This is a genomic window from Kribbella deserti (assembly GCF_042434725.1).
GTDB classification, from domain to species: domain Bacteria; phylum Actinomycetota; class Actinomycetes; order Propionibacteriales; family Kribbellaceae; genus Kribbella; species Kribbella deserti.
In genome coordinates this window covers 26,340-42,495 of sequence record NZ_JBHLTC010000006.1, presented here as the reverse complement: position 1 = coordinate 42,495, position 16,156 = coordinate 26,340, and the positions used below count along the sequence as shown (strand labels likewise).

General features: G+C 68.9%; 15 protein-coding genes. 6 read left to right on the top strand and 9 right to left on the bottom strand.

Annotated features, from left to right (window positions below):
• The first annotated feature begins 76 nt into the window (after positions 1–76).
• Positions 77–3,919 carry a Pls/PosA family non-ribosomal peptide synthetase gene (locus ACFFGN_RS05635; RefSeq protein ID WP_380044240.1) on the top strand — a complete coding sequence of 1,281 codons (3,843 nt, stop codon included), beginning with the start codon at positions 77–79 and terminating at the stop codon, positions 3,917–3,919.
• Entirely contained in the window at positions 3,919–5,247 is a 1,329-nt protein-coding gene (locus ACFFGN_RS05630; RefSeq protein WP_380044239.1) for a M1 family metallopeptidase, read from the top strand. The genes ACFFGN_RS05635 and ACFFGN_RS05630 overlap by 1 nt, the downstream gene beginning before the upstream one ends.
• On the opposite strand, the gene ispF is transcribed toward ACFFGN_RS05630, so the two are convergent.
• Genes ispF through ACFFGN_RS05615 form a run of 3 tightly spaced genes read right to left on the bottom strand, consistent with a single transcriptional unit; the run spans position 5,244 to position 6,931 of the window.
• Complete coding sequence (gene ispF, locus ACFFGN_RS05625) at positions 5,244–5,711, bottom strand: 2-C-methyl-D-erythritol 2,4-cyclodiphosphate synthase (RefSeq protein WP_380044238.1); 468 nt, start codon at positions 5,709–5,711, stop codon at positions 5,244–5,246. The two genes, ACFFGN_RS05630 and ispF, sit on opposite strands and share 4 nt — an antisense overlap.
• A complete protein-coding gene (gene ispD / locus ACFFGN_RS05620) occupies positions 5,708–6,403 on the bottom strand; it encodes a 2-C-methyl-D-erythritol 4-phosphate cytidylyltransferase (RefSeq protein WP_380044237.1) in 696 nt (231 codons plus the stop codon). Before ispD ends, ispF begins: the two co-directional genes overlap by 4 nt.
• Positions 6,404–6,445: 42 nt before the next feature.
• Positions 6,446–6,931 (bottom strand): CarD family transcriptional regulator, encoded by a 486-nt coding sequence (locus tag ACFFGN_RS05615; protein WP_380044236.1) that lies wholly within the window; start codon positions 6,929–6,931, stop codon positions 6,446–6,448.
• Between the two features lie 234 nt (positions 6,932–7,165).
• On the opposite strand from ACFFGN_RS05615, the gene ACFFGN_RS05610 reads away from it, so the two are divergent.
• Positions 7,166–7,678 (top strand): copper chaperone PCu(A)C, encoded by a 513-nt coding sequence (locus tag ACFFGN_RS05610; protein WP_380044235.1) that lies wholly within the window; start codon positions 7,166–7,168, stop codon positions 7,676–7,678.
• Positions 7,679–7,823: 145 nt separating this feature from the next.
• Here ACFFGN_RS05610 and ACFFGN_RS05605 read toward each other — a convergent pair whose 3' ends face one another.
• The 3 genes from ACFFGN_RS05605 to ACFFGN_RS05595 form a co-directional block, all read right to left on the bottom strand.
• On the bottom strand, positions 7,824–8,861 hold the full coding sequence (locus ACFFGN_RS05605; protein WP_380044234.1) for an iron-siderophore ABC transporter substrate-binding protein: 1,038 nt from the start codon (positions 8,859–8,861) through the stop codon (positions 7,824–7,826).
• 775 nt (positions 8,862–9,636) lie between these two features.
• Positions 9,637–10,314: a winged helix-turn-helix domain-containing protein gene (locus ACFFGN_RS05600; protein ID WP_380044233.1), complete on the bottom strand. Its 678-nt coding sequence runs from the start codon at positions 10,312–10,314 to the stop codon at positions 9,637–9,639.
• Positions 10,311–11,528 (bottom strand): sensor histidine kinase, encoded by a 1,218-nt coding sequence (locus ACFFGN_RS05595; protein WP_380044232.1) that lies wholly within the window; start codon positions 11,526–11,528, stop codon positions 10,311–10,313. Before ACFFGN_RS05595 ends, ACFFGN_RS05600 begins: the two co-directional genes overlap by 4 nt.
• Before the next feature lie 192 nt (positions 11,529–11,720).
• Between ACFFGN_RS05595 and phoU the strand changes: the two genes are divergently transcribed.
• Both phoU and ACFFGN_RS05585 read left to right on the top strand, forming a co-directional pair.
• Positions 11,721–12,431 carry a phosphate signaling complex protein PhoU gene (gene phoU, locus ACFFGN_RS05590; RefSeq protein ID WP_380044231.1) on the top strand — a complete coding sequence of 237 codons (711 nt, stop codon included), beginning with the start codon at positions 11,721–11,723 and terminating at the stop codon, positions 12,429–12,431.
• Between the two features lie 103 nt (positions 12,432–12,534).
• A complete protein-coding gene (locus ACFFGN_RS05585; protein WP_380044230.1) occupies positions 12,535–12,750 on the top strand; it encodes a hypothetical protein in 216 nt (71 codons plus the stop codon).
• Here the strand turns inward: ACFFGN_RS05585 and ACFFGN_RS05580 are convergent.
• From ACFFGN_RS05580 to mshA, 3 genes are read right to left on the bottom strand one after another with little or no spacing between them, the layout of a single operon-like run.
• On the bottom strand, positions 12,731–13,477 hold the full coding sequence (locus ACFFGN_RS05580) for a phosphoglyceromutase (RefSeq protein WP_380044229.1): 747 nt from the start codon (positions 13,475–13,477) through the stop codon (positions 12,731–12,733). The two genes, ACFFGN_RS05585 and ACFFGN_RS05580, sit on opposite strands and share 20 nt — an antisense overlap.
• A 9-nt stretch (positions 13,478–13,486) precedes the next feature.
• Positions 13,487–13,993: a type III secretion system chaperone family protein gene (locus ACFFGN_RS05575; RefSeq protein WP_380044228.1), complete on the bottom strand. Its 507-nt coding sequence runs from the start codon at positions 13,991–13,993 to the stop codon at positions 13,487–13,489.
• 25 nt (positions 13,994–14,018) lie between these two features.
• On the bottom strand, positions 14,019–15,272 hold the full coding sequence (gene mshA / locus ACFFGN_RS05570) for a D-inositol-3-phosphate glycosyltransferase (protein WP_380044547.1): 1,254 nt from the start codon (positions 15,270–15,272) through the stop codon (positions 14,019–14,021).
• A 129-nt stretch (positions 15,273–15,401) separates the two neighbouring features.
• Here mshA and ACFFGN_RS05565 point away from each other — a divergent pair, with 129 nt between their 5' ends.
• Positions 15,402–16,151, top strand: a complete 750-nt coding sequence (locus tag ACFFGN_RS05565) for an SDR family NAD(P)-dependent oxidoreductase (protein WP_380044227.1) — start codon at positions 15,402–15,404, stop codon at positions 16,149–16,151.
• Positions 16,152–16,156 lie beyond the last annotated feature (5 nt).

The following is a 16,156-nucleotide window of genomic DNA, read 5'->3' as shown; positions in this document are numbered from 1 at the left end:
GAACATCTGATGGCCGGATCGTCCACGAAGCAAGGATGATCCGGCTGTTCGGTGCCGGTCGCCGTACGATGCGACGGTGACTTTGCGACGGGCAGACCAGGCCCCACCGGCCCGTACTCTCGTCGACATTCTGCACGTCACGGCCGCCGAGTTCCCGGACGAACCCGCGCTCGACGACGGCAGCGTGACGCTGAGCTATCGGCAATTGCTCCAGCACGTCAGGGCTTTCGCCGACCGGTTGCACGCGGCCGGGGTCGGTCCGGGCGACCGGGTCGGCGTGCGGATCCCCTCCGGCCACAACGACCTGTACGTCGCGATCCTCGGCACGCTCGAAGCAGGCGCGGCCTACGTACCGGTGGACGCCGACGACCCCGAGGAACGCGCCGCCCTGGTATTCGGCGAAGCCGCCGTCCGGGCCGTGGTCACCGAAGGCCTGACGATCACCAGCACGTCCGAAGCGGCTCCGGTCGAACCGGCCGGGCCGGAGTTGCATCACGACGCCTGGATCATCTTCACCTCGGGCTCAACCGGCGTACCGAAAGGCGTGGCGGTCTCCCATCGATCCGCGGCCGCCTTCGTGGACGCCGAGGCCCGGTTGTTCCTGCAGCGCGAGCCGATCGGGCCCGAGGACCGTGTCCTGGCCGGGTTGTCGGTCGCGTTCGACGCCTCGTGCGAGGAGATGTGGCTCGCCTGGCGGTACGGCGCGTGCCTGGTGCCGGCGCCGCGCTCGCTCGTTCGCAGCGGGATGGACCTCGGGCCATGGCTCGTTGCCCAGGGCATCACGGTGGTATCGACCGTGCCAACCCTTGCGGCACTGTGGCCCGCGGACGCGCTGGACCAGGTGCGGCTGCTGATCTTCGGCGGCGAGGCCTGTCCGCCGGAGCTGGCCGAGCGGCTCGCGATCGACGGCCGAGAGGTCTGGAACACGTACGGCCCGACCGAGGCGACAGTGGTTGCCTGCGGCGCCCAATTGACCGGCGAGGGCCCGGTCCGCATCGGTTTGCCCTTGGCCGGCTGGGATCTCGCGGTAGTGGATGCCGAGGGCAACGAGGTGCCCGAAGGCGAGGCCGGTGAGCTGATCATCGGCGGAGTCGGGCTGGCCCGGTATCTCGATCCCGCCAAGGACGCCGAGAAGTTCGCCCCGATGCCGAGCCTCGGCTGGTCCCGCGCCTACCGCAGCGGCGACGTCGTACGGCGCGATGAGGCGGGCCTGCTGTTCGTGGGCCGGGCCGACGAGCAGATCAAGCTGGGCGGTCGCCGGATCGAGCTCGGCGAGGTCGACGCCGCCCTGCAGGCGGTTCCCGGCGTAACGGGCGCTGCGGCCGCCGTGAAGATCACCGCGGCCGGTAACCAGGTCCTGGTCGGGTACGTCGTACCCGCCGAGCCGGACGCCTTCGACCAGAAGGCCGCGACCGCCCGCCTGCGCGAGGCTCTTCCGGCCGCACTGGTGCCGCTGCTCGCCACGGTCGACACGCTGCCCACTCGTACCTCCGGCAAGGTCGATCGAGCCGCGCTGCCCTGGCCGTTGGCGGGAGCCTCGGGCACGGAAGAGCCGGTTGATCTCGAAGGTACGGCCGCGTGGCTCGCGGAGAAGTGGACGCAGATCCTCGGCTCGCGCGTAGCGGGACCAGATGACGACTTCTTCGTGCACGGCGGCGGCAGTCTCGCGGCGGCCCAGCTTGTCTCCGTACTGCGCGAGCGCTACTCCGCCGCGACCGTCGGGGACATCTACGACTATCCGCGGTTGGGCGCGCTGGCCGAACGGCTCGACTCGTTTGTCGCCTCGACCGAGCCGGTGGAGATCCGCACGGTCAAGCCGACGCCGCGATCCACCCAGCTGTTCCAGACCGCGCTGACGTTGATCCTGCAGACAGTGGTAGGCGTGCGCTGGCTGGTCTGGCTCTTCACCCTGAACAACCTGCTCGGCCTCAGCGGCGAACACCCGTGGGTCCGAACCGTTTCGTGGTGGTGGATCCTGGCCGGCTGGCTGCTGCTGATCAGCCCTGCGGGCCGGATGGGTATTGCCGTCGTCGGCGCGCGAATCCTGCTGAACGGGGTCAAACCTGGCTCCTACCCCCGCGGCGGTACGGTCCACGTCCGGCTCTGGGCCGCGGAGAACCTGGCCGACGCCGCCGGAGCCGCGAACCTCGCCGGCGCGCCCTGGATCGCCTACTACGCAAGGGCCCTCGGCGCGAAGGTCGGTCGGGGCGTCGACCTGCACACGCTGCCGCCCGTCACCGGGTTCCTCACTCTCGGCCGCGAGGCCTCGGTCGAACCCGAGGTCGATCTGTCGGGCTACTGGATCGACGGCGACCGCCTCCTGCTCGGCACGGTCACGATCGGCGCCGAAGCCGTTGTCGGCTCCCGCAGCACGCTGCTGCCCGGCGCCGAGATCGGCCGTGGCGCCGAAATCGCCGCGGGCTCAGCCGTCTCCGGCACGGTCCCGGCCGACGAACGCTGGTCCGGCTCACCCGCCACCCGGATCGGCCGCGCCCGCAAGCCCTGGCCGGACGAACGGCCCGCGCGGGCACCGTGGTGGGTCATCGCGTACGGCGCCGCCTCCGCGTTGATGTCGTTGCTGCCGCTCGCGGCCGCCGGCGCCGCCGTACTGGTGCTCGACCGGGCCGTGCGCGACGCCGGCTCACTCGGCGAGGCGGCCCTCGCGGCGCTGGCCGCCGTACCGCTCATGACGGTCATCGGTTTCAGTACGCTCGCGGTTCTGACCCTGATCGGCGTCCGACTGCTCGGCCTGGGGATCAAGCCCGGGCACTACCCCGTGCGCAGCCGGATCGGCTGGCAGGTCTGGGCCACCGAGCGCTTGCTCGACTCGGCCCGCACGCTGCTTTTCCCCTTGTACGCAAGCTTGCTGACGCCGTGGTGGTTGCGCGCGCTCGGCGCCAAGATCGGCAAGGACGTCGAGGCCTCGACCGTTCTGCTGCTGCCGAAGATGACGACGGTAGGCGACGGCGCCTTCCTTGCGGACGACACCATGATCGCGTCGTACGAGCTGGGTGGCGGCTGGTTGCACGTTGCCGGGGCGAAGGTCGGCAAACGCGCTTTCCTCGGCAACTCGGGTATGACCGCGCCGGGGCGTTCCGTACCGAAGAACGGCCTGGTGGCGGTGTTGTCGGCCGCGCCGAAGAAGTCCAAGGCCGGTACGTCGTGGCTGGGTAGTCCGCCGGTCAAGCTGCGCCGGCAGGCCGTCAGCGGGGATCAGACCCGCACGTTCCACCCGCCCACGCGGCTCAAGATCGCCCGGGCGCTGGTCGAGCTGTGCCGGTTCGTACCGATGATGTGCACGGTCGCGATCGCCCTCGGCGTACTCGCCGCCCTGCAGGCCATGGTGATCACGATCGGCCCGTGGTGGACGTTCGTGCTGTCGGGCGCGGTCATCCTCGCCGCCGGCGCGGTCGCGGGAGCACTCGCCACGATCGCGAAGTGGACGATCGTCGGACGGACCCGGGCCGTCGAGTACCCGCTGTGGAGTTCGTTCGTCTGGCGCAACGAGGTGGTCGACACCTTCGTCGAGATGGTGGCCGCGCCCTGGTTCGCGAACGCGGCCGCTGGTACGCCCGTACTGGCGCTGTGGCTGCGCACGCTCGGCGCCAAGATCGGCCGGGGTGTGTGGTGCGAGACGTACTGGCTGCCGGAGGCCGACCTGATCGAGCTCGGCGACGGCGTCAGCATCAACCGTGGGTGCGTGCTCCAGACGCACCTGTTCCATGACAGGGTGATGGCCATGGACACGGTCACCTTCGCGCCGGGATCGACGCTGGGCCCGCACGGCATCATCCTGCCCGCGGCCTCGGTCGGGGCGGGCGCCACGATCGGCCCGGTCTCCCTGGTGATGCGCGGCGAGCGTGTGCCCGCCGGAACCCGCTGGGCCGGTAACCCGATCGCGCCCTGGTCCGCACGCTGATGGTCTCGCGCGACGGCGCCCAGCAGGGTGCCACCTCGGCCGGTGACCCCTACGTACCGGACCACGGCAACGGCGGCTACCGCGTCGAGTCGTACGAGCTGGAGCTGGACTACAGGGTCAACAGCAACCGCCTGACCGGCAAGGCGAAAGTCAGCGCGGTCAGTACCCACGCGTTGATGCGGTTCAGCCTCGACCTGGTCGGACTGCGCGTCTCCAAGGTCACGGTCAACGGCCGCCGCCCGGTGCGGTTCACCCAGCGCGGCGGCAAGTTGCACGTCTGGCCGGCGGCGGATCTGCCCGCGGACAAGCCGTTCCAGGTCGAGATCGCGTACGGCGGTAATCCCAAGCCGTCCGACAGCCCGTGGGGTGAACTCGGCTGGGAGGAGCTCACCGAGGGCGTGATCGTGGCCAGCCAGCCGAGCGGCGCGGCCACCTGGTTCCCGTGCAACGACCATCCGTCGGACAAGGCCCGCTACCTGATCACCATCAGCACCGATTCGCCGTACCACGTGGTCGCGAACGGGCGGCTCGTCTCCTGCCGGACCAAGGCCAGCCGAACCACCTGGACCTTCGACCAGCAGGCCCCGATGGCGACGTACCTGGCGACCGTGCAGATCGGCCGGTACGACGTGCTCGAGGTGGCCGCGAATCCGGTCGCCACCCGGGCGGTATTGCCGCGGCAGCTGGTCCGGGCGTTCCGGTCGGACTTCGGGCGGCAGCAGGAAATGATGGAGTTGTTCGTCCGCCTGTTCGGGCCCTACCCCTTCGGGTCGTACACGCTGGTCGTGACCGATGACCCGCTGGAGATTCCGCTCGAGGCGCAGGGCATCTCGGTGTTCGGCAGCAACCACCTGGACGGTCATCGCGGCTCGGAACGGCTGGTGGCCCACGAGCTTGCGCACCAGTGGTTCGGTAACAGCCTGACGCCGTCGGCCTGGCGGGACATCTGGCTGAACGAGGGATTCGCCTGTTACGCCGAGTGGCTGTGGTCGGAGTTCTCCGGCGGCCAGACGGCCAACCAGCACGTGGCGAAGTGGCATGGGCGGTTGGCCGCGCTACCGCAGGACCTGGTGATCTCGGATCCAGGGCCGGAGAAGATGTTCGACGACCGGTTGTACAAGCGCGGAGCGATCACCTTGCACGCCGTACGGCTGTCGCTGGGCGACGAGGCGTTCTTCGGGTTGTTACGCGACTGGACCGCCCGCTACCGCCACGGCAGCGTGACCGCCACCGACTTCATCACCCTGGCCCGCGCCGCCGGAGTACCCGCGGCCCTCTTCCCCCGCTGGCTCGACCGCCCCGCCCTGCCCCCGAAACCCCGGCGTTAGAAAACCAGGGCGGTGGCGATGGCGGCGATGCCTTCGCCGCGGCCGGTGAGGCCTAGGCCGTCGGTGGTGGTGGCGCTGACGGAGACGTCGGCGCCGCAGGCCGCGCTGAGGGCCTTCTCGGCCTCTTCACGGCGGGGCGCGAACCTTGGGCGATTGCAGACCACCTGTACGGCGATGTTGCCGATCTCGAAGCCGGCTGCCCGGACCCGGCGAGCCGCCTCGGCCAGCAGCGTCGCACCCGACGCCCCGGCCCACTCGGGCTCCGCCGTACCGAAGTTGGAACCGAGATCGCCCAGGCCCGCGGCCGACAGGATCGCGTCACAGGCCGCATGCGCGGCGACGTCGCCGTCGGAATGCCCGCTCGGCCCGCTCGTCTCCCCGGGCCAGTGCAACCCGGCCAGCCACATCTCGCGGCCCGCCTCCAGCGGATGTACGTCGATACCGTTGCCGACCCTAGGCCTCATCGGGCCTGCCTTTCGTTCAGCAGTGCCTCGGCGAGCAGGAGATCCCGCGGCCGGGTGATCTTGAAGGCGTCCTCGGAGCCCAGCACGGTCTGCACGGTGACGCCCAGACGCTCGCACAACATCGCGTCGTCGGTTGCCCCGTCGGCCGGACCGGAATGGGCCTTGCGCAACAAGCCGGGCTCGAACCCCTGTGGGGTCTGCACGGCAACAAGGCTGCTTCGCTCGGGCGTGTCGACGACCTTGCCGTCGGCATCAACCCGCTTGATCGTGTCGGTGACCGGCAGTACCGGAACCACCGCGCTCGCGCCGGCCCGGATCGCGAACACGACCCGCTCGATCATGTCCGGCGGTACGAACGGCCGGGCCGCGTCGTGCACCAGCACGCAGTCGATGCCGGGGGCATCGATGACCTCGAGGGCGTTCCGGACCGAGTCCGTTCGCTCCTTGCCGCCGGCAACACAGTGCAGCTCGGCGGAACCCACGAAGGGCTCGAGCCGGGCATGCATGTCCTGTTCGGTGCCGGCCGGAACCGCCACCACCAGACAGCGAAGGTCGATGGCGCTCGCTGCTAACAGCCCACGAACCGCGTGGACCAGCAGAGAGTCGCCACCGACCTCTCGAAATGCTTTTGGTGCCTCACCGCCGAGCCGTAGCCCGAGACCGGCCGCCGGAATGATCGCCGCAGTGCTCATGCAATGAACCTACGCAGGGCGGAACGGTCTCGCGACTCCGGATCAGGAAGCGAGGACCTCGTCGAGGATGGCTTCCGCCTTGTCCTCATTCGTGTGTTCGGCCAGGGCCAGCTCGGAGACGAGGATCTGGCGAGCCTTCGCCAGCATCCGCTTCTCACCAGCGGAGAGGCCACGGTCACGCTCGCGGCGCCACAGGTCGCGAACGACCTCTGCCACCTTCATCACGTCACCGGAATGCAGCTTCTCCAGGTTCGCCTTGTAACGACGCGACCAGTTGGTCGGCTCCTCGGTGTGCGGCGCCCGCAGCACGTCGAAGACGCGCTCCAGACCAGCCTGATCCACGACGTCGCGAACGCCGACGAGATCGAGGTTGCACGCGGGGACCCGGACCACCAGGTCGTTCTGAGCGACGATCCTCAAGACCAGATAGGTCTTGTCCTCACCTTTGATCTTACGGGTCTCGATGTCCTCGATGACGGCCGCACCGTGGTTGGGGTAAACAACCGTCTCGCCGACTGTGAAAGTCATATGTCACGTGCCCCTTTCCTCCTCTAGAGTACCACGCGGCCGCTGCTCGGCTTCGGGCGTTTGTGCTGGTCAGAGGCCATTTCCCGCCTTGACAAACGATCTGGGTCGTGCCACGCGCACGAAAATCGAGGTACCTGGTGACGGGCCCGCCCGCGGCGATCGCTAGGCTGTGCCCGCCCGGAGCCTTTGCTCCATGGCATTCATCGCTGTGTAGGAGAGGGAACACCAGTGCCCATGACGTTGACCTCGCGCACCGTACGGCGGACCAGCCTGCTCGGGGCAGCCGCACTCGCGGTGACCGCCCTCACCGGCTGCGGCGCGGGCTTCGGCGCCCAGACGCTCCAGCCCTACCAGGCCGCCGAAGGCACCAACGCGCAGTCCGGCGAGATCCTGGCCCGCAACGTGCTGGTTCTGGCCGACGCCGAAGGCAAGGGCGAGCTGAACGGCGCCTTCCTCAACGACGGCGCGAAGAACGACTACCTGACCAAGGTCGAGCTGGACCCGTCGCACCAGGGCATCGAGATCACCGGGATGCGCGCGTTCACGCTGCGCCCGGGCGCGTTGCTGACGTTGCCGCCGGCCGGTGGCAAGCCGATCGTGATCGACGGCGTGAAGCCCGGCACGATGCTGAAGATGACCTTCACCTTCGGCGTGGCCGGCCCGATCACCACCCAGGTGCCGGTCCTGCCCGAGGACCACTACTCGCCGACCCCGCCGACCGAAACCCCCGACGAGCACCACGGCTGAGTTCACAGCCTTCGCCGGGCTTGGGCCAGCTGGCCTGGGCCCGCGCCATCGGCAGAACGGAAACGGCCGGCCTCCCCTCAGCGGGAGGCCGGCCGTTCCGGTTTCGGGGCCGGTTACCTGGGTGCGCGGCGCGGAGGCGAGGCCTTTACTTGGCGGCCTCGGCTGCCTTGGTGAGGCCCGGGAGGATCCGCTCGAGCACCCACGGCACGCTGAGCACGCTGACCGCGCTCATACCGGAGACGACCTGCTTGTCCTCCATTAGATAGACCGAGCCCTTCTTCGAGGCGCCCATCGCCGCGTAGACCGGGTCCGCCTTGAACTTCGCCGCGGTCAGGTCGTCGACGTACGCCACCACGACGTCGGCGTCGACATCGGCGACCTTCTCCTTGCTGACGGTCATGTAGAACTGCTTCTGCGCGTTGGCCTTCTCCAGCGTCTCGACGCCGGGCGAGTTCACGAAGCCCATCTCGTTCAGGATCTGCACGCGCGGATCGTTCGGCATGTAGACGTAGTTCTCCGCGCCGAACGAGGCCACGGTGATCGTCTTGCCCTTGAACTCCGGGTGGTCCGCCGCGGCCTTGGTCGTCAGCTCCTTGACCCCGTCGATCAGCTTCTGCGCCTCGGCGGACTTGCCCAGCGCCTGACCGACGAGCTTGGTCTGGTCCTGCCAGGTGGTCTGCCACGGCGCCCCCGGGTACGCCACGGTCGGCGCGATCTCGGTCAGCTTGTCGTACGTCGCCTTGTCGAAGCCCTCGTACGGCGCGAGAATCACGTCCGGCGTGAGGGCCGCGATCTTCTCGAACGGAATGCTGTCGGTGGTCTCCAGCAGCGTGGTCTTCGCCGGGTCGAAGTGGCTCTCGTTCCAGGCGGTCGTGCCCGCGGCGGTCTGGCCATACGTCACCTTCGGCATGCCGACCGGCGTCTCACCCAGCGCGTAGACGACGTCCTGCGCGTTCCAGCCCAGCGTCACGATGCGCTCGGGCTTCTTCTCGAGGGTGGTCTCACCAAAGGTGTTCTTGATCGTGACCGGGAACCCGGCAGCGGCCGGCGCACCCGCTTGATCGCCCGCGGGCTTCTCGTCGCTACCGCAAGCAACCAACGAGCCGGTGGCCAACAGGCCAACCAGCAAGGCAGCCACCGGTCGAGTGCGGCCACCAGCCACACGAAGACGGGACCAGGACATGGGCGGTTCTCCTTAATAGCTGAAACAACTAAGGCCAGCCTAACCTCATCTCTCCCGCCCCACCCCGCCCGGGCTGTCAGATCCCCCACATCCCGCCCCTTTTCCCGCTCCCGCCCCGGCCACCTCGACCTCACGCGGAGACCCAGCGCCCAGCCCACCCCGTACGACGCAACGCCACCCCCGTACCGACACGGCAGCCATCGCGGAGGTTCACCTGCGAGATGGCAGGTCAACCTCCGAGATCTGACGGGTTGACCTCCCTTTTCGCAGGTTGACCCCGCGCAGGACGCGTCGACGGTTGGTCACGTCGAGTTTTGATGGCCTGGAGGCGCCGGATACCGGGTAGTTGCGCGGCTACCGGCTTTTGGTGTCCCCGCTGCCGAGTTGTTGGGCCACTACCCGGTTGAAGCCAGGTAGTCGCAACAAAAGTCGGCAGCCGACCCGTCTCGACCGCCGCATTCCGCGTCCGACCGTGGGAAAGGGTGCGTCGCTAACGCCCTGGCCGGGATTCCCTGCTCACGGAAGACTTTCTGCCACGGGGAAACCTCATGGCGAAAGCAATACGTCGTCCGGGATTAGCGACGATTCGGCTGGATTTGACCGCATGACCGTCCGCTCCCACAGTTGGCCGCCGCGGCAGCGAGTCAAATCCAGCCCAATCGACGCAGCACGGAGAGTGATTCGACCCGTCAACGTCTACCGGTGTTGGCGTCCGCAGTACGGGCAGTGGTTCGACCCGCCGAGGCCCTACCGGTGAGCGCCGTCGGCCGGGGGATCAGGCTTCGAATTTGTAGCCCAAACCTCGGACTGTGACTAGGTGGTGGGGGTTTGAGGGGTCTTTTTCCAGTTTGCTGCGGAGGCGTTTTACGTGGACGTCGAGGGTTTTGGTGTCGCCCACGTAGTCGGCGCCCCAGATACGGTCGATCAGCTGGCCTCGGGTGAGGACGCGGCCGGTATTGCGCAGCAGCATTTCGAGCAACTCGAATTCCTTCAGCGGTAGCCGGATCTCGGTACCCGCGACGGTGACCACGTGCCGTTCGACGTCCATTCGGACCGGGCCGGCCTCGAGGGTGTCGGGCAGCAGTTCGACGTCGGCGCCGCGACGGAGGACGGCTCTTATCCGGGCGAGCAGCTCGCGCGGGCTGTACGGCTTGGTGACGTAGTCGTCGGCGCCCAGTTCGAGACCGACGACCTTGTCGACCTCGGTATCCTTGGCGCTGACGATGATCACGGGCACGTTGCCCCGGCTGCGCAATGCGCGGCAGACCTCGGTTCCGGACAGGCCCGGCAGCATCAGGTCCAGCAACACGATGTCGGCACCCGCGCGGTCGTACTCCGCCAGGGCGTCGGGGCCGGTCTCGGCCACGGCGACCTCGAAGCCCTCCTTGCGCAGTACATAGGACAGCGCGTCGCTGTAGCTCTCTTCGTCTTCGACGACCAGCACTCGGGTCACGAAGCTGCCTCCTTGGGAACTGACGACGGGGTCGGCGTCTTGGTCTGGCCGGCTTCCACCGCGAGGGTGGCGCCGGCTGGGTGCCCGGTTGCGGGGTCGAGCCGCAGCGGGAGTCTGATGGTGAAGGTGGAGCCCTGGCCCTCGACGCTCCACACCCGCACATCGCCACCGTGAATGGAGGCGATGTGCTTGACGATGGACAGGCCGAGACCGGTACCGCCGGTCTCACGGCTGCGGGCCCGGTCGACCCGGTAGAAGCGCTCGAAGATGCGCTCCAGGTCGCTGCTCGGGATACCGACGCCCTGGTCGCGGACGGTGATCTCCACCAGGTCCCCGATCGGCTGGGCGGCGACGGCCACGCGGGTCCCGTCGGGGCTGTAGTTGACCGCGTTCTCGACCAGGTTGCCGACCGCGATGGCCAGCTGATCGGAACTGCCGAGCACCTCCAGGCCGGGATCGACGCGCACGACCAGGTCGATGTCCCGGTTCTCGGCATCCACGCGGCAGCGGTCAACGGCCTGCTCGATCACGGCGCCGATGTCGATCGGGCCGGGGTTCTCCAGCGGGTCGTCGCCCTGCAGGCGGGAAAGCTCGATGATCTCCTTGACCAGCCGGCTCAGCCGCGAGGCCTCGACCCGCATCCGGCGCGAGAACCGCTGCACCGCGTCCGGATCGTCCGAGGCTTCGGAGACGGCGTCGGCCAGCAGGGTGAGCGCGCCGATCGGGGTCTTGAGTTCGTGGCTGACGTTGACGACGAAGTCGCGGCGGATCGCGTCCAGCCGCTTCTCCCGGGTCCGGTCCTCCGCGAGTACGAGCACCAGCTGGCTGCCCAGCGGAGCCACCCGGGCGCTGACGTACTGCGTGGCGCCGAGGCGGCCGCGCACGATCTCGAGTTCCTGCTGCCGGATCTGCCCGTCGCGCCGTACCTGCCGGACCATGTCGAGCAGGTCCTCGACAACCAGCCGATTACCGCGCACGATGCCGAGTACATGGGCCGGGGCACTGGCCTGGAGGACCTGGTCCTCAGGACCCATCACAACCGCAGAGCTGCGCAGTACCGACAAGACGGTGGCGACACCGGGCGGTACGGCCGGATCGGGGGAAATAGGCACCCGGCGCTGAGATCGTTCACTGAAGACGACCGCGGCGACCGATAACGCACCCAGGGCGACGCCGGCGACGCCCCCCAGCACTGCTGCCAGCGTGGAGTCCACATCAGTGATCGTACGCGGACAGTGACCAGGTCGAGGCCGTTTTGGCCAGCTCCGCGCCTGGCCAGTTCCAACTGTTCACCGGCCGTTCACCGCTCGTCGCCAGGCGGCAACCTGGACGGCCTACGGTCCACGATGGCGGCCCGTGCGTGGCGCCAGGGCCGTTCCAGACACCACAGATCGGAAGCAGACACGATGCGCGACACCTATCACGAGCAGCTCGACGACATCCTCGCCGAGCTCGAACGCATGACGCGAACGGTGTCGACCGCCGTCCGGCGCTCCACCACCGCCCTGCTGCAGGCCGACATCCGGCAGGCCGAGGAGGTCATCGCCTCCGATGTCGAGCTCGACGCCAGCGGTGAGCAGGTCGAGGACAAGGTGTTCGACCTGATGGCCCTGCAGGCGCCGGTCGCGAACGAGCTGCGGATGCTGGTCGCCGCGCTGCGCATGGTGGCCGACCTGGAGCGGATGGGCGATCTCGCCGCCCACGTGTCGAAGATCGCCCGGCTGCGCTACCCGCACCCCGCGATCCCGGCCGAGCTGCACGGCGTGATCGAGGAGATGGGCTCGGTGGCCGGCAAGATGGTCGACGCCGCCGGTGACGTGATCCGCTCCCGCGACGTCGAGGCGGCCGCACGGCTCGAGGCCACCGACGACGAGATGGACAAGCTCCGCAGCAGCCAGTTCCGGCTGATGATGGACGACACCTGGCCGCACGGCGTCGAGGTGGCCGTCGACATCGCGCTGCTCGGCCGGTACTACGAGCGCATCGCCGACCACGCCGTCTCGATGGCCCGCCGGGTCGTCTACCTGGTCACGGGCGAGCTGCCCGTCGCCGTCGGCGGTACGGCGGCCGGCTCGGGCGCAGGCGCCTCGGCCCCGACCGTCAACGCGCGCGACTGACCTACGACACCGAACGAGCCGCCCGTCCCCAAGGGATGGGCGGCTCGTTTTTTGTTGCTGGAAAGACTTGGCCGGGAGTCGTCCACACAGTAGGCTCGAACACATGTTCGAAGATGAGCTGTACGCTCTCAGTCATGCCAGGTTACTGACCGAACTGGCCGAGGCCGGGGTGGGACTCGCGCAAGCCCGGGCGGATCTGCGCGAAATCATCGCGGATCACCCGGACCTGCAGGAGCGATTACCCGAGCTTGAGGGCCGGCTCGACTACTACGACGCGGAGGAGGCCGTATTCGCAGCTATCAGCGGCCCTGGTTCTTGACGGCCTCGATCGCCGCCTGTGCCGCGGCCGGGTCGAGGTATTCGCCGCCCTTCTTCAACGGGCGGAAGTCCTCGTCCAGCTCGTAGTACAGCGGAATGCCGGTGGGCACGTTCAGGCCGACCACGGTCGCCTCGTCCAGGTCGTCCAGGTGCTTGACCAGGGCGCGCAGCGAGTTGCCGTGCGCGGTGACCAGTACGGTCTTGCCGTCGCGCAGGTCCGGCACGATCGAGTCGTACCAGTACGGCAGCATGCGCTCGACGACGTCCTTGAGGCACTCGGTGGCCGGCAGGATCTCGCTCGGCAGTCCGGCGTAGCGCGGGTCGCCCGACTGGTCGAACTCGCTGCCGCGCTCGATCGCCGGCGGCGGGGTGTCGTACGAGCGGCGGAAAAGCATGAACTGCTGCTCGCCGAGCTCCTCGAGCGTCTGCTTCTTGTCCTTGCCCTGCAGAGCGCCGTAGTGCCGCTCGTTCAGCCGCCAGGACCGGCGAACGTCGATCCAGGACCGGCCCGCCACCTCCAGCGCGATGTTCGCGGTCCGGATGGCCCGGTGCAGGAGCGAGGTGTGCAGCACGTCCGGCAGCAGGTCGCGGTCACGCAGCAACTGGCCGCCGCGGTGTGCCTCCTCGACCCCCTGGGCGTTCAGGTCGACATCGACCCAGCCCGTGAAGAGGTTCTTGGCGTTCCACTCGCTGTGGCCGTGACGGAGCAGGATCAGGCGGTAGGTCATACCCGCACTCTATCGAGTGTCCGCGGAGCCCTCGGACTCCAGCCAACCCTTGAACGCGTCCAGATTGCGAGTGGACTCACCCCGGGAGATCCGCCACTCGTACTCCTTGCGGATCGACGAGGCGAACCCGAGTTCCAGGATCGGGTTGAACGAGGAGTCGGCGTACTCCAGCACCGAACCGAGCAGCCGGTCCACCTCCACCGGGTTGATCGCCTGCAGCGGGATCCGCCCGTCCAGGTAGATGTCCCCGAGGTGGTCCACCGCGAAGGCCACGCCGTACATCTTCAGGTTGCGTTCCAGCAGCCAGCGGTAGACGGCCTCGTGGTTCTCGTCCGGGCGCCGCACGACAAACGCCCGTACGGACAGCGCCTGCGTGCCGACGATCAGCGCGACGGAGGTCTTCAGCTTCTTCTCACCGGGCAGCTCCGCGCTGAACTCGCCTGGTTTCACCTCGGTGAAGACCAATTCGTTCTCGGTCAGCACCTGGCGGATCACATCCGCCGCCGACACCCTCATACCGCCACCTCTCGTCGGAACTCCATCAAGAACTCGCCAGTTCGGCCGCGACCTCGGTGGCGAGCGCCTGCTGTGCCACGCCGTACGCCGCCAAGGTCCGTTCCGCGGTCAGCTCCCAGCCGAACCCGCGAGCGTGTTCGACCGCCGCCCGGCTCATCTTGTCGCGTACGCCCGGGTCGGTCGCGATCCGGTGCAGCGCGTCGGCGAAGTCCGCCACGGCATGTCCCTCGACCAGTAACCCGGTTAGGCCATTCCGAACCGCGGTGGTCAGGCCGCCGACGGCTGCCGCGACCACCGGCGTACCGCAGGCCTGCGCCTCCAGCGCGACCAGCCCGAACGATTCCGAGTACGACGGCACGCACACCACCGTGGCCGCGCGATACCAGTCGGCGAGGCCTTCGCGGGCCATCGGCTTCACGAACCGGGTCACGTCGTCCACGCCGAGGCGACGGGCCAGGTCCGCGTAGGCCTCGGGGTGTTCCAGGCCGTTGCCGGACGGACCACCGATCACCGCGACGACGAGTCGCTCGCGCAGGCCCGGGTCGTCCGCCAGCAGCTTCGCGGCGGCCCGGATCAACATGTCCGGCGCCTTCAGCGGCTGGATCCGCCCGACGAACGCCAGCACGATCGCGTCCGCCGGAACACCGACGGCCTCCCTGGCCAGCAGCTGATCGCCCGGCTGGAAGATCTCCAGATCGACCCCGGGATTGACCACGCCCACCTTGGCCGGATCGGCGCCGTACAACTTGATCAGTTGTTCGGCCTCGTCGTCGGTATTGGCGATCAGGCGGTCGGCGGACTCGACGACCTGCTCCTCGCCGATCAGCCGCGCGGGCGGTTCCGGGCTGTCGTCCTCGGCGAGGCTGGCGTTCTTCACCTTCGCCATCGTGTGCATCGTGTGGACGAGCGGTACGGCCCACCGGTCGCGCGCGAGCAGCCCGACCTGGCCCGAAAGCCAGTAGTGCGAGTGGATCACGTCGTAGTGACCGGGCTCGCGAACGGCCTCGGCGCGCAGCACGGAACGGGCGAACGTACACAGCTGGGCGGGCAGATCGTTCTTGCCGAGGCCTTCGAACGGCCCTGCGGCGACGTTGCGCACGGTCACGCCGGGCACCACCTCCACCCGGGGCGGCAGGGCCGAGGAGGTGGCCCGGGTGAAGACGTCGACCTCGATGCCGAGGCCCGCGAGCTGTTTGGACAGCTCCACCACGTAGACGTTCATGCCGCCGGCGTCACCGGTGCCGGGTTGATCCAGCGGTGAGGTGTGCAGGCTGATCATCGCGACCCGCCGAAGCGGAGGGCGGTCCAACCGGGGCTCCAAGGTCACCCCTCCAGGGTATGCCCGCCCGTTTCGTCCGGATGCCGAGGCGGGCGCGGGCGGCGCCGCGGCAGCAGGCAGACTGGGATCATGAGCAACGACACCAGGCCGATCGCGGTAGTCACGGGCGCGAGCAGCGGGATCGGGGCGGCCTCCGCCCGGCGTCTCGCCGCCGAGGGGTTCGAGGTCATCTGCGCGGCCCGCAGGGTGGACCGGATCGAGGCGCTGGCCAAGGAGATCGACGGCCGCGCGGTGCGCTGCGACGTCACCTCCGCCGAGGACGTCGCGGCCCTGGCGGTTGCCGCGGGCAACGAAGTCGCCGTACTGCTGAACAACGCCGGTGGCGCGTTCGGCCTGGAGCCGGTCGCCGAGGCGGATCTCGATGCCTGGCGGCGGATGTTCGAGGTGAACGTGATCGCCGTCGCGGCAGTCACCAAGGCGCTCCTGCCCGCCCTGATCGCGGCGCGCGGCCAGATCATCGTGATGGGTTCGACCGCCGGCCAGGTGGCGTACGAAGGTGGCGGTGGTTACGTCGCGGCCAAGCACGGCGCGAAGGCCGTCGTGGACACCCTGCGGCTGGAGCTGTTCGACCAGCCCGTGCGGGTCTGCGAGATCGCCCCCGGCATGGTCCGCAGCGAGGGCTTCGCGCTGACCCGGTTCGAGGGTGACGAGGCCAAGGCGGAGGCGGTGTACGCCGGAGTGGCCGCACCACTCACGGCCGAGGACATCGCGGACATCGTCGGCTGGGTCGCCACCCGCCCGGAGCACGTCAACATCGACCGGCTCACCGTCCGGCCGCGCGCCCAGGCCGCCCAGCACAAGGTGCATCGGGTGAACTAAGTGGT